Raw genomic sequence first — 13242 nt, 5'->3', positions numbered from 1 at the left:
CAATAGCAACGTCGTTGTCACTATTCTACTTTCGACCCGACCAATAGCCCGGACGACGACTCGGATGCGCGACCGCCACGACCACAATCTGGTCACTAACTTCACGGTAGATGACAGAATAAGGAAAACGCTTTAGCACCAGCATACGTGTATCGTGGCGCCACGGCGTGCCAAGTTTGGGATGTTGGAGAAGCAGATTGATTGTATGCTCAAACTCTTCAATCAATGCACGCGATAAGCGACTGCCTGCGCGTTGCCTGTAGAATTCTGCAGCCTCACGAAGATCGTTCTCCGCTTCTGGGTGCAAAATAAAATTCATTGAAACTCGGCCTTTAATTTCGTCAGTGCTTCACTACCTGATACCAAGCTAACTTTTCCACTCTCAATTTCAATGAGGCGTCGTTCAACTTCTGCTGCCCACGCCTCTTCAACTGCTGGATCTGTATCCAAACTGGCGATCAGCCTTTCAACTAAATGCGCACGGTCGGCTGGCGGCAATTGCAGTACTTCTGCTTCCAAAATTTCAACAGGTAACGACATCATGATTTCCAATGCAAGTGCTAAGTTAGGATAGCTTGCCACAAGCCAATAAGGCCGTCAAACCTTCGCTCTGGAATGTTAAACCAACTCAATCAATTCCGAATACCCATTCAACATACCATCCGCCTTCAAAAATCGAAGCGGCTCACTCATCGCTTGAGCAATCAAGATACGATCAAAGCCAGTTTAAACTAGGCTCGAATCATATCCAACAGATGACGTTCAATCTCGGCGCGTCCTTCCGTGCTTGTCATCGCCACGATCACATCACCTGCACGCAGCAAATATTGATCATCGGGATTAAAGGTCCAATCACCGTCAGAGCGAACCGCAATCAAAATATAGTCTGGACTACGAAGCCGTAGATTGCCCATTGCTGTGATAGGAAAGTTATGCGGTGTCGCGACTTCCTCCACCCGCAGATTTTTTTCTGATTTCAACATTTCAGCTAAGAAACTCACCACATGAGGTCGCACCATCGCCGACGCCATACGCATGCCACCGGTAAAGTCTGGGCAAATCACCTCATCGGCACCGGCTTTACGCATCTTTTCGACATTACGCAGTTCATGTGAACGCGCCACAATGCGTAACTGTGGATTCAACTGTTTGGCGGTAATAATGATCATTAGGTTGCGTGAATCATCACCCGTCACAGCAAACAAGCCGTGCGCATCGGTAATGTCTGCGCCAAGCAAAAGATCGTCGTCAGAAGCATCGCCGTGCAGATAAAGCAGGTTGGGAAACTTGTCTAAATACTCGTCGAAGTTCGTTTGTTCAGGATCAATGGCAACGAACTGACGCCCTGTCTTTTGCAACTCATGTGTCACATTACGACCGACGCGCCCGAAGCCGCATACGATAAAATGTTGTCGCAATTTTTTGATACGTTTTTCCATTCGTCGTCTCCGCAGGGAATAATCCAGATCTTTCTCAAGAAAAAACACAGTCAAACTGGTGAATAAAAAGGTCAACACACCCAGACCAAAAATACTCAATAGTCCTGCAAAAACTTTGGCTCCAAACGATGTGAGCGGCACGCCTTCACCATACCCAACCGTAGAGATCGTGATCAGCGTCATATAGATCGCATTCTCCCAACTGGTTTGGTCGCTAATAAAGTAGAAGCTAACGATGCCGACGCCAATCAATGCCAGAAGAATCAAAGTAGCCCAACCGATACGCGCAAGAATGCGCACGAGCTGCGCATTTTCGCTCACCACGCTTGGCTGCATATTCGACATCGAAGCTGGATTAGTTTTTTCTGAAATCTGCATAAATTGAACTGATTTTTTCTTTAGACCTCATTGTAGCCTTGCCCGATTTTGCCTCGGCGACATTTGTACAAGTATGCGCAATCTGTCGTTTTTTCAGGAATCAGTTCTTGCGTTTTCTGCCCTAGGTTTGACTTTAATCAATGACAGTCTTTTAGAGCGTGTGTAACCCGCGCCGTCTAGGTTATGTGCATAGTTTGAGATCAGTCTACCGCACAGGTTACAGCCGCCCTGCATGATTTCTGGCCGTGCGTCATTTACGCATTTTTTCCATATTTTTTAAAATACGTATCGCAGACTTCGAGCAGCTCGTCGAAGTCGATTTCTAATGCGTTTGATGTGATAGCGATTGGGCTACCACACAGTTTGAAGTTCATCCTATTAAGCGCGCGCTTCACAGAACCACCTACCTCGATATACCGCTCGGGCTTGGTTACTTTGACGACCAGCGTTTTTTGCTTTTGCACTTCAAATATGTCAAACCCAAGGATCTCTGACCACGGAATAAGTCCCGCTGATACACCGCTTGAATTATCGAATATTCCAGTCGCACTCAATATAAGCCCCGGCCTCTTATCGACAATCTTTTTGACACCGAACACCGCACAAAGACCAAAGAACACAATCGATAACACACCAATTCCGTGAACAAGGATGGGACTATTGAAGCGACGTTGTACTGCAATTTCGGCAGAATCCAACAGAAGCATCCAAAAACCACCAACGACAAAACCGCACGCAACTGCGACCAAAAACAGTATTTTTGTCTTACTCAATTCTATTACTTTTTCATCGGTGGTATTCACGGGAATCCTAACCTAGTAAGGCGTAATTTTTTGATAGGGTGCCAATAGCCGCAAGCGTATTGCGCCGCATGAACGTTAATCATGGCCACACATTTTTTCTGTAATACCTTAGGCATGCAAATAAATTGTTTTGCCGTTTTTCATCATACTATCGAACGATGTAATACGGCTTCGCCTATGACACTCTATCCAAAAACCGCCGCCTCAATCTCTGCAATATCAATCTTCTTCTGCTTCATCATCGCCGCCATCGCTTTGCTAGATACCGATTTGTCGGCATTCATGGTCAATTCAAGCAAGCGCTTAGGATAGATTTGCCACGATACACCGAAGCGATCTTTCAGCCAGCCGCAGACGCTTTCTTCACCGCCATTACTGGTGAACGCAGCCCAAAGTCGGTCGGTCTCTGCTTGGTCGTCTGTTGCCACCGCAATCGACACTGCCTCGCTCAAAGTGAACATCGGCCCTGCATCGAGGATTTGGTAAGGCACGCCGCCTAGCGTGAAATCGATCACAGAAAACATACCATAACCGTTATCGCCCACATAGGCATTTTCGACTTTGCTGTTGGGAATCAAGGAGCAGTAATACTCCGCGGCTTCTTGGCCTCGGCCGTCACGGAACCAGAGGCAGGTGCGTATAGAATTGCTCATGGTGTTGCTCCTCGAAATAGTTAAGTGGATAAGTGTCGAGACTAGCTTTTGGTTAGAAGCAACTTTGAATTACGGGCATGATCTTATGGAATGACCTACAATGCTCATCGCAGTTTTTCTAGGCGACCTTTTCTTTTGACTATATTCTTATAGTCCCATTGAATTTCTCGCGCTTTGTTGAGCCATCTCTGCAAACTAGAAATGTTGATTTCTGAAGCATCCTGATAAAAAACCGACGCGTCTTTGAATTTTTTGCCTAGGACGTTTAACTCTAGCTCCTCAAAATCCATCCCGCTCCAGAACATCAGCCGTATGCCCGCCTTCTGCTTGCTATAACCAACCACGGGATTTCCGTCCAAAAACCAAACGGGGTGTGCGTGCCAAACTTTGCTTTCCGCACCAGGTAAATGTTGATCGATCTCTTGGGCAAGAAGCTGGCATATTTCTTTGAACCTAGGTTCTTGATTTTCGTTGTAGCTAACTATCTCTGGATGCATCACGATCCTCCTGCTGGCTTTCAATTGTCGTGAAGAAGGATCATAAAGGAAAGCCTCAATTAGTCAAATATCTCAAGTGCTTTTTCACGAGCTACGGTCCGCCATAATTTTCGTCCCTACGATACTCGCTGTTCTAGCACAGCTGCGCATCGCGTGACAAACGATGGCCGCTCGCCAGTTGGTGCAGAGGACGCTCCATCTCGATCATCATATTATCCTCAAGTCAAAGTACGTTTGCGGTACGCATTGGGTCTGGCACGTTCAAAAGCAAACCTGCTGAGACAGGCGCGAACAGAGCGAAAGCTGTAACAAAAATCGCCGACCACGCGGTAATTCTACTGCCAGCAAATATCTGCGATTCAAAAAATTACTTGACGCGTCTTCAAACCAAAACTATTATTAAACCATTCGGTTAATTAACCAATCGGTACATTATGCAAGATCAACTGAGTTTAACGTTTTCGGCATTAGCTGACCCTACCCGCCGCGCTATCTTGGCGCAGCTTTCACAGGGTGAGGCGAATGTGTCGGATTTGGCGCGGCCATTTTTGAATGATATGAGCCTGCCTGCTGTTACTAAACATCTCAAGGTGCTCGAGACAGCTGGTCTGATTACCAAAACACGCGATGCGCAATGCCGTCCTTGTAAGCTCAATGGTGAAAACCTCAAGTTGGCGGCGGACTGGGTGGATCAATATCGCGTGTTTTGGGAACAGAGTTTTGATCGCCTTGATCTATATCTACAAACCGTCACCGCTACAAAGAAAGGTAAAAAGAATGTCCGCAAATCAAAAGACACTGGCAAAAGCAAATGAAATCCACCTCGTGCGTTTGTATGACGCACCTGTCGAGATGGTATGGGATGCATGGACTGATCCCGCGCAAGCTGCGCAGTGGTGGGGACCGCGTGGCTTTACACTCACTACGCACAGCAAAGATTTGAGCGTCGGTGGTACTTGGCGTTACACCATGCATGGACCCGATGGTACTGACTATCCGAATATCGCGACCTATCATGAAATCGAGCGACACAAAAAACTGGTGTATGACCACGGCGCGACGGAAATCAGTCCTCCCTTGTTTCGCGTAACAGTTTTTTTCTCTACGGTTGGCAAGAAAACCCAGATGGAAATGACGATGGCTTTAGCGACAGCCGAAGCGGCTGCAGAAACACGTAAGTTCATCAAACAAGCGGGTGGCGAAGCGACTTGGGATCGCTTTGCTGAATACCTTGCAGAGCAAATCGAACACAAGGAACGTTTTGTCATCAATCGTAGTTTTGCAGCGCCAATTGAGGTGATGTACGACATGTGGACTAAGGCTGAGCATTTTTCTCAATGGCTACCACCAACGGGTTTTACGATGTCGTTTATTCGTGCCGACATTCGCGTTGGCGGTAGTTCGTTTTACAAAATGACGAACGGCAGCAGCGAGCATAATGTGACGATGTATGGGCGCGCTGCCTATCTGGAAATGAACAAGCCGCATCGCTTGGTGTACACCCAACAGTTTTGCGATGAACATGAAAACATTTCGCGTCATCCTATGGCACCAATTTGGCCAGAGACGATGATGTCGAAAGTTGAGTTCACCGCAGAAGACGACAATCGTACCCGCGTAACCGTGACATGGGAGCCATTTGGTGCAGTCACTGCGGAAGAGTTGCAAGCGTTTATGAAAGAGCGTGGTGGCATGACGATGGGATGGACGGGTTCCTTTGATAAGTTAGAAGCGCAATTGCAGACACTTCTAGAAAATAAATAAGGTATGCGCAACGCCTGTTAATCATTGCTCCATGGTCTAGCAACTAGAAGGCTTTTTTCTTTCTTGACTGCCCGCACCCCAAGCCTCTCCCACGTGTGGGAGAGGGCGTTTTATCCTGCTTGCATTCTGACTCTATCTTCCTCCCCCCTCACCTTACGACCACTCACTTAGCGACAACTTCACGATGCATAGAACCTGGGCTACATACTTGCCTAACTTGTTGTAATTAGGTCTTTTAAAGTTATCACTCTAGTAATTTCATGCACTGTCGCAAAAACTGCACGTACAATCCAAGAGCAGTTTTTTCCCTCTTTATAAAAATCGGAGACAACATGAAACAATCTAGCTTGATCAAATCGGGTATCGCTATACTGAGCCTGTTCGCAGCACAAATGGCAGTGGCGCAAAGCTCACCTGCTGGTCTTTGGAAAACCATCGACGATAAAACTGGAAAAGTAAAATCTTTAGTCCGCATCAGCGAATCTGGTGGTGAATTTCAAGGAAAAATCGAAAAATTATTCCGCGAAGCAGATCAGGATCAAAATCCTAAATGCGATAAGTGCGAAGGTAGTAACAAAGACCAGCCATTGATCGGCTTAACCATTTTATTTAATATCAAAAAAGAAGGTGACGAATTTGGCGGCGGGAAAATTCTTGATCCGGCCAATGGCAAACTCTATAGCAGCAAACTCAAACTAGTTGAAAGTAACAAGAAATTGGAAGTACGCGGCTATATTGGCATGCCCATGTTTGGTCGCACCCAAACCTGGGTTCGCGAAGAGTAAGCTTTACGCATCTCAGATCAATGCTGGCGCAATGCACAGCATTGATCTTAAAACGCTGCAATACCCATCCCCATCTCCTCTCCCCTCTATTTGCTCAAAACCACGAACATGAGGTTTTGGTTGAAAAGCCGCATTCATCAAAAAAGATCGAGGCAGATTGATCAAGATAAGCGAAGTTAGTCAAAGTTTTTTCGCGAACGATTGATAGCGCCAGCGACCTGTGGTATTTTCCAGATATTAAATAGTCAAATAAATAAGAACTATCAAAAATTTGGGGCCAGCTCAGCTCGAACAGGCTGGTAAAAATAAGCAATACCAAGAAAACGATAATGAGCCCAAAAAAGAGCAAGACCCAGGGAGGGTCAATTAACGAACGTATAGGCCAGATCTATAGTTCTTTATCCAAGTCACACAAAATCACAGCCGACTATGTCGTTGGTAACTCATTCAGAGCTGCCACCATGTCGATCGACGAACTAGCTGATGCCGTTGGTATTTCTAACGCAACCGCCAACCGCTTCGCCCGCGCACTGGGCTTTGATGGTTATCCACAATTTCGTGCTGAATTGGTTTCGGGGTTTGAGACCATGCTGGCACCGATTGAGGGATTGCGTTCAGAAATCAGTATGGCATCGAGCAGTTCTGAAGTAATCAACCGATCTTTGTCGGACGACATCAGTAACTTAGAAGCAACACGACGAGAGTTTCGATCTGATATCTACGACCGCGCTGTGAAAATGATTCTGGAAGCAGAAAACATTTACATTGTTGGTTACGGTGCCAGCGCCTATTTAGGTGGCATCATGTGCCATGCGCTAACGAATTACTGCAATAATGTGCAAGCGAATATCGGTACTGGCGGACCGGCACAAGTCGCTCGCACTTTGTATAAATTTAGCGAACGTGACTTGGTGATTGCGATTTCATTCCCACGCTATTCCAGCGACGTCGTGACCTTGGCAGGCCAAGCCAAACGACGCGGCGTACCAATTCTTGCATTGACAGATCGCCCAGGTTCACCGATCGCAACGATCGCCGACTTAACTCTGTACACACCGACCAAGCCACAATTTAATTCCGAAGGTATTGTGTTGTGCCTGATTGAAGCTATTTGCGCTGCAGTGGCACATCAATCAGAATCGCCAGTTGATATCGCGGCGGAAACGACGGAATTAATGCTGCCGTGGCTGCATCATGGTAAAAAGTAGGCGACACTTGATCTAGATCAGTTCTTGTTTTGGGATTAGCTCTATCATCACTTGGTAATCATTACCAAAGGAGCTTTTCCCATGCAAGTTGAACACCACCCACTGGCACTCGAATTTCCAGAATTCAAAGAAACAATTCACACGCTGAAGTTAGCGAACGCGCACTTTGCCAAGTTGTTCGACGAATATACTGACACAGATAAGGCCATTAATCGTGCAGAAAATGGCGTAGAACATTTGGGCGATGCAGCCTTAGAAACTTTGAAAAAAGTACGCATCCATTTGAAAGATCAATTATTCCAGTTATTGCAGGCACATCCTGCTTAATTTACAAAAATCATTCAAACGCAATGCACGTGGCAATCACATTGCACGCGGTATCGTTTGATTGAATTAAGTTGTTTGGTTTTAGTAAGGCAAGTTTAAAGCGAACTGCGAGCTCAACTCCGGTTCGCTTTTTTTTGTGATTTTTTTATGATTTTTTAGGTGCGTAATTCACTTTTTTCGCTTGAGCGCTTTGCACGAAAAACTTTCTCATCCGCATAAAAGGCAGGATCTTGTCCATCCCACCAACCTGGTACACCAAGTACCGGTAAAGGTGTGTAATCGGCAGTCGTCAAGGTATGTGATTGCAATTGCGCGCTCACTTGCGCATCGAGTTGTTGTGCTTGCTGACGACGATCTTGCACAAAAAAATCTGGCTCAACCCACACTACCCAAGCGTGCGCAGTGATGCCCTTATAAGGTTGCACCAGTTTTTCCATCAAGGCATGACCGAAACTCCACACCTGCACCACTTCACCAAAATCATGACGATGTTCGATAAAAGCTTGTTGCCATTGATGTTCACGCAAACAATTTAAAAGTCTGCGTCCGCGCTCAGAATTTTCCAACACTAAGAGCGCCGCGTTTTCATCAAAAATCGTCGCCGCATCACGCGCAGGGCCACGTGATTTTCCTATACCTAGGCTTTCAATCTGGGCTGCTTGCAAGGCGTTAAGCTGACGTTTGATGAGCGGAAAACTCAGCCATACCAAGGCATTAAAAAAGTCATGCAGATTTTCACGCGTTGGTACTTTACCTGCATGGCTGATGTGACTTTCGTAGGCAATACCTTCGGGTAATTCTTCTTGCGGAATAAATAACAGTGGCAAGTTACGATGATTGCGCAATTTGCGTTCATCCGCTGTGTGATTTAGAGCGACACGCCAATCTTCCTGCGCCAGAAGTTTTTCTGCTGCAGGAAGAATAGACACCAGCCAAGGACGTGACCAGTCAATAACCGAATAAAACTTCGTCATCGTGTAATTACACTGCGACTTTCCAGTTGATGGTTTCACCTGCATTCAAAGGTACTAAACTACCGTCGAGATAACTGAGTTCGTTTGGCAAAGTCCAGCTTTCGCGTTTTAAGCGCATGCTGCCAGCATTGCGTGGCAATTGATAAAAATCAGGACCAAAGAAACTGGCGAAACCTTCCAACTTGTCCAATGCACCCACTTGATCAAACGCTTGTGCATACAATTCCATCGCATGCAAAGCGGTGTAGCAACCGGCACAACCACAAGCATGTTCTTTCACGCCCTTAGCATGTGGCGCAGAATCGGTACCGAGGAAGAAACGTGGATTGCCCGAAGTCGCGGCTTTCACCAAGGCTTGACGATGTGTTTCGCGCTTTAACACTGGCAGGCAGTAGTAATGTGGGCGAATGCCGCCTTTGAAAATCTCGTTACGGTTATACAGCAAATGGTGGGCAGTAATCGTCGCTGCAATTGGGCCGCTCGCTTCCGCCACATACGCTGCTGCGTCGCTGGTGGTGATGTGTTCGAACACGACTTTCAGTTCCGGCATATCCGCACGTAGTGGCTTCATCACAGTGTCAATAAAAACGGCTTCGCGATCAAACAAATCAATTTCGGGACTAGTCACTTCGCCATGCACCAAGAACGGCATACCGACTTCTTGCATGACTTCTAGGGTTTTATAACACTTACGCAAATCCGTCACGCCCGCATCAGAATTCGTCGTCGCCCCCGCCGGATACAATTTCACTGCATGTACAAAGCCACTATCTTTGGCACGACGAATTTCATCTGGTGGCGTGTTATCGGTCAAATACAAAGTCATCAAAGGCTGAAACGACATACCTTCTGGCAGCGCCGCCAAAATACGCTGACGGTAAGCACCAGCCAACTCAGTCGTGGTCACAGGCGGCTTCAAATTCGGCATGACAATCGCACGCGCAAATTGCGCTGCAGTATGTGGCAATACGGTTTTTAAGGCATCGCCGTCGCGCAGATGAAGATGCCAATCGTCTGGGCGGGTGATTTTTAATTCTTGGATGGAAGTAGTGGTCATAAAAGCTCGCTAAAACGATAAAGTGGTAATGATTATTCTGTGAACATCAAAATAGCCTCTATTTTACCGTTTTGAATCCTGAATAAGCACTTTCCACGTATTGAAAGGTGTAGATGCTTATGCACAATCAAACAGCACGTATAAAATTCTTGCCAAATTTTGCCAAGACTTCTAAGATGTTCGCATGAGCACAATGAATATCTCACTTCCAGAGCCCCTCAAAAACTTTGTTGATACGCAAGTAGCACAGGGACATTACGGCACATCCAGCGAATATGTACGTGAACTCATTCGAAAAGATCAAGAACGACAACAATTACGCGCCTTACTCATTGAAGGAGCAGAATCGCAAGTGATTGGGCAATTTGATCAAAACTACTTTGATGGTTTACGCTCGATCATCAAGAATAGCAAATCTAAGTAGTTTTAGCCGTGAGCGAATCTATCAGCGGCAAGCCTGTGTTACGCCGAGTCCGCGCAGATGCCGACATACAAGAAATTCTTAGCTATTACCTAGAGCAAGAGGCGACCAAAGCAGCACTTGAATTCATAACCGAATTAGAAGCCGCAATTCAACATATTCAAACTTACCCTGAATCAGGTTCGCCACGATACGCTCATACACTGAGTCTACCTGGCTTGCGTTGCTGGCCTTGTAGGCATTTTCCTTATCTTATTTTTTATCTGGAAAAATCGAATTGCATCGACATCTGGCGCATCTTGCATCAACAACGTGACATTCCTACTTGGTTGTTGAGCGATGAGAACGCTTAGCACTCAAGCTAATTGAACACCTTATCCGACGGAAAACGCAAACTATCACGCAGTAAAAAACTCATAGGCGAAGCGTAATTCACACCTGTCGTTGGCAATGGCTGCATAAACCATTTTTCGTACACTTTGCTAAGTTCACCTTCATTGATCATTCGTGCAATTTCTTTATCGATCAGTGATTTCAAAGCAGGATCGTCTTTGGCTAACATGACAGTTTGGGCTTCTATGCCTATGCCGTCGCCGACAATTTTCCATTGTGATGGTGTTTCTGCGCTGGCGCGTAGTCCTGCCAAAACCACTTCTTCACCGACCAACACATCTCCTTGCCCACCTTGCAGTAATTCGAACGCTGTGCGTGAGGAGCTGACTTCTGTGATTTTTAATTCTGAAAATTTCAGTTGAATTTGCTGTCTCAACAAACTTGACGCAACGCTACCGCGAACGACGACCACACGCTTTTGCGGTAGGTCTGTCCAATTTTTCATGTTGACATTAGCATTTGCTAATAAACGTGTTGCCGAAAAAAAGTAAGGAATGGAAAACGCCATTTGTTTACGTCGCTCGGCAGTATTCGCCGTGATGCCGCATTCCATATCCGCCTTGCCCTCTTGTATCGCTAATAGTCGATTCGATGGGTTCACTAGTAAATAGCTGACGGCTAGTTGCGGGAGTTTTAATTCACGTTTAATGCGCTCTACTACTTTGCTACAAATATCCATCGCATAGCCTATGGGCTTGCTGTCTTCGGATAAATAAGAAATGGGAATACTGGCTTCGCGGTGCGCGATGACGATGGTTTTGCGTTCTTTGATACGCGCCAAGGTGTCGACGGCATGGACTTCTGTTGCGATAAACAAAATCAAAACATAACTTAACAACTTAAACACGGTGTTCCTTTTTGGGGGAATGTTTGCCGTGGTATTTTACACTTTGAGGGAATTGTGTGTTGTGGAGGGTGATGGTTTGGTTTCAACTTCTTGAGCTAAACTTTACTACCTCTGGCCGGGGGTGGCCCGTCGGCCACTCACTTTTCTTGCTTCGCTGTATAGACTATAGACATAGGTAACAGGTGTATCAGGACATAGGTAACACATTTAGGACATCATAAAAGGTGCCTAAAGGGAGTTATCAACATGACCTGGAATACAGCCGATACTATGGATCTACGTTTAGAATTTGTACTACTAGCCAACCAAGAAGGAGCCAATCGCAGAGAGCTTTGCCGTCGTTTTGGCATTAGCCCCAAAACGGCTTATAAGTGGCTCGAACGTTTTGCTCAATATGGCGAATCTGGGCTTCAAGATAGATCTCGAAGGCCTCTTCATTCACCGATGCGTACCAGTTCCGAACTTGAGAAGATCGTGGTCGATCTACGCATTCAACATCCTTGTTGGGGCGGACGTAAGATATTGCAGCGACTCGAAGATATTGGATATGCTCAATTGCCGCAGGCTGGCACGGTGACTCATATTTTGCGACGGCACGATTTAATCACGCCGAAATCGATTGAGCAGCATACGCCATGGCAGCGTTTTGAGCATGACGAACCCAATTCTCTCTGGCAAATCGATTTCAAAGGCTATTTTGAAACGCTCAAAGGAATCTGTTATCCGCTGACCTTACTCGATGATCATTCTCGTTTCAACTTATTATTACAGGCTTGCAGTCGGCCTAATCATGATGCAGTGCAATCAGCCTTAGTATCAACATTTGAGCGCTACGGCATGCCATTAAGAATTAACGCTGATAACGGTCCTCCGTGGGGTACACCAAAACAACCGAGTCAAGGCATAACGAAGCTCACTATGTGGCTGATTCGTTTAGGCATACAGGTAAGTCATAGTCGCCCGGCTCACCCTCAAACGAATGGAAAAATCGAGCGCTTCCATAGAACACTTAAAAGTGAGGTCATCGCTGGAAACAACTTCGCTGATCTACAAAAAGTGCAGATGGCATTTGATGAGTGGCGTCAAATTTATAATACAGAACGGCCTCATGAAGGCATTGAGATGCGAACGCCAGTTACTCGATATAGATCAAGTCCGTTTAGTTACCCAAGCCACCTGCCGTCAGTGGAATATTTATCGACTGATCTAGTGATCAAAGTCGGTTGGGAGGGATGGATAAAATTTAAGAAGCAATCTATCAAGGTCTCTGCAGCATTACATCGTGAAATTATCGCTGCTCGACCTGTGAATCAAACTGACGGTGTTTTTGATTTGTTTTACTGCCGGCAAAAGATACTGCAAATAGACTTGCGAAAACCCACAAACCCCGTTTAAATGTGTTACCCATGTCTCGATACAGGTGTTACCTATGTCTCCAGTCTATACACTTCGCCAAGAAAAGTAAGCAAAAGAAGGCGACCGCGCTGTCGCGTCCACTGCGCTGCTTGCGAGCAGCTTAGAGATTAATGGCGCAAAGCATACTTTGCGCAACCCCATCAATCTCCCTTCGGGTTCCCAATTATGCAGAGCAAAAAATGGGAAAGCGTTGAAACTCGCTTCGCTCCAACAACAACGCTTTCTTTATCCATTTTCTGCTCTGCACAATTGACATCGCCAGAAGCGGAGAAAGCGCCAC

At 46.1% G+C, this 13242-nt stretch carries 17 protein-coding genes; 8 read left to right on the top strand and 9 right to left on the bottom strand.

The features are described 5' to 3' along the window. Positions 1-25: 25 nt before the first annotated feature. The 6 genes from H8K33_RS14715 to H8K33_RS14690 all read right to left on the bottom strand — a co-directional run bounded on the left by H8K33_RS14715 (position 26) and on the right by H8K33_RS14690 (position 3770). Entirely contained in the window at positions 26-319 is a 294-nt protein-coding gene (locus H8K33_RS14715; protein ID WP_186891808.1) for a type II toxin-antitoxin system RelE/ParE family toxin, read from the bottom strand. Further along, a complete protein-coding gene (locus H8K33_RS14710; protein ID WP_186891807.1) occupies positions 316-543 on the bottom strand; it encodes an addiction module protein in 228 nt (75 codons plus the stop codon). Before H8K33_RS14710 ends, H8K33_RS14715 begins: the two co-directional genes overlap by 4 nt. Positions 544-731: 188 nt before the next feature. Next, complete coding sequence (locus tag H8K33_RS14705) at positions 732-1817, bottom strand: potassium channel family protein (protein ID WP_186891806.1); 1086 nt, start codon at positions 1815-1817, stop codon at positions 732-734. Between the two features lie 254 nt (positions 1818-2071). After that, on the bottom strand, positions 2072-2620 hold the full coding sequence (locus tag H8K33_RS14700) for an STM3941 family protein (protein WP_186891805.1): 549 nt from the start codon (positions 2618-2620) through the stop codon (positions 2072-2074). A gap of 185 nt (positions 2621-2805) precedes the next feature. Then, the gene (locus H8K33_RS14695; RefSeq protein WP_186891804.1) at positions 2806-3273 is read right to left on the bottom strand and encodes a VOC family protein; all 468 of its coding nucleotides are present in this window, start codon (positions 3271-3273) and stop codon (positions 2806-2808) included. 104 nt (positions 3274-3377) lie between these two features. Continuing rightward, the gene (locus tag H8K33_RS14690) at positions 3378-3770 is read right to left on the bottom strand and encodes a DUF1801 domain-containing protein (protein ID WP_186891803.1); all 393 of its coding nucleotides are present in this window, start codon (positions 3768-3770) and stop codon (positions 3378-3380) included. A 434-nt stretch (positions 3771-4204) separates the two neighbouring features. Between H8K33_RS14690 and H8K33_RS14685 the strand changes: the two genes are divergently transcribed. From H8K33_RS14685 to H8K33_RS14665, 5 genes are all read left to right on the top strand, one after another. Then, positions 4205-4585 (top strand): ArsR/SmtB family transcription factor, encoded by a 381-nt coding sequence (locus H8K33_RS14685; RefSeq protein WP_186891802.1) that lies wholly within the window; start codon positions 4205-4207, stop codon positions 4583-4585. Further along, positions 4548-5534 (top strand): SRPBCC family protein, encoded by a 987-nt coding sequence (locus tag H8K33_RS14680; protein WP_186891801.1) that lies wholly within the window; start codon positions 4548-4550, stop codon positions 5532-5534. Before H8K33_RS14685 ends, H8K33_RS14680 begins: the two co-directional genes overlap by 38 nt. A 332-nt stretch (positions 5535-5866) precedes the next feature. Continuing rightward, positions 5867-6319 carry a DUF2147 domain-containing protein gene (locus H8K33_RS14675; protein ID WP_186891800.1) on the top strand — a complete coding sequence of 151 codons (453 nt, stop codon included), beginning with the start codon at positions 5867-5869 and terminating at the stop codon, positions 6317-6319. Positions 6320-6648: 329 nt separating this feature from the next. After that, entirely contained in the window at positions 6649-7527 is an 879-nt protein-coding gene (locus H8K33_RS14670) for a MurR/RpiR family transcriptional regulator (RefSeq protein WP_186891799.1), read from the top strand. Positions 7528-7608: 81 nt separating this feature from the next. Continuing rightward, positions 7609-7854: a YdcH family protein gene (locus H8K33_RS14665; RefSeq protein WP_186891798.1), complete on the top strand. Its 246-nt coding sequence runs from the start codon at positions 7609-7611 to the stop codon at positions 7852-7854. 155 nt (positions 7855-8009) lie between these two features. Here H8K33_RS14665 and H8K33_RS14660 read toward each other — a convergent pair whose 3' ends face one another. Together H8K33_RS14660 and pyrC are read right to left on the bottom strand one after the other, a co-directional pair. Continuing rightward, positions 8010-8828, bottom strand: a complete 819-nt coding sequence (locus tag H8K33_RS14660) for a DUF3025 domain-containing protein (RefSeq protein WP_186891797.1) — start codon at positions 8826-8828, stop codon at positions 8010-8012. 7 nt (positions 8829-8835) lie between these two features. Continuing rightward, positions 8836-9885, bottom strand: coding sequence for a dihydroorotase (gene pyrC, locus H8K33_RS14655; protein WP_186891796.1), 1050 nt, complete (start codon positions 9883-9885; stop codon positions 8836-8838). 184 nt (positions 9886-10069) lie between these two features. Here pyrC and H8K33_RS14650 point away from each other — a divergent pair, with 184 nt between their 5' ends. Both H8K33_RS14650 and H8K33_RS14645 read left to right on the top strand, forming a co-directional pair. Then, entirely contained in the window at positions 10070-10309 is a 240-nt protein-coding gene (locus H8K33_RS14650) for a type II toxin-antitoxin system ParD family antitoxin (RefSeq protein WP_186891795.1), read from the top strand. Positions 10310-10317: 8 nt separating this feature from the next. Further along, positions 10318-10659, top strand: a complete 342-nt coding sequence (locus H8K33_RS14645) for a type II toxin-antitoxin system RelE/ParE family toxin (protein ID WP_343043831.1) — start codon at positions 10318-10320, stop codon at positions 10657-10659. A gap of 8 nt (positions 10660-10667) precedes the next feature. Here H8K33_RS14645 and H8K33_RS14640 read toward each other — a convergent pair whose 3' ends face one another. Next, on the bottom strand, positions 10668-11546 hold the full coding sequence (locus tag H8K33_RS14640) for a transporter substrate-binding domain-containing protein (protein ID WP_186891794.1): 879 nt from the start codon (positions 11544-11546) through the stop codon (positions 10668-10670). A 246-nt stretch (positions 11547-11792) separates the two neighbouring features. On the opposite strand from H8K33_RS14640, the gene H8K33_RS14635 reads away from it, so the two are divergent. Continuing rightward, positions 11793-12941, top strand: coding sequence for an IS481 family transposase (locus H8K33_RS14635; protein WP_186891793.1), 1149 nt, complete (start codon positions 11793-11795; stop codon positions 12939-12941). Positions 12942-13242: the final 301 nt, after the last annotated feature.

It is taken from the genome of Affinundibacterium amnicola (assembly GCF_014284275.1).
Taxonomy (GTDB): Bacteria; Pseudomonadota; Gammaproteobacteria; order Burkholderiales; family Burkholderiaceae_D; genus Undibacterium; species Undibacterium amnicola.
Note: the sequence above shows the minus strand (reverse complement) of the source record. Positions and strands in the feature narration are given on the sequence as shown.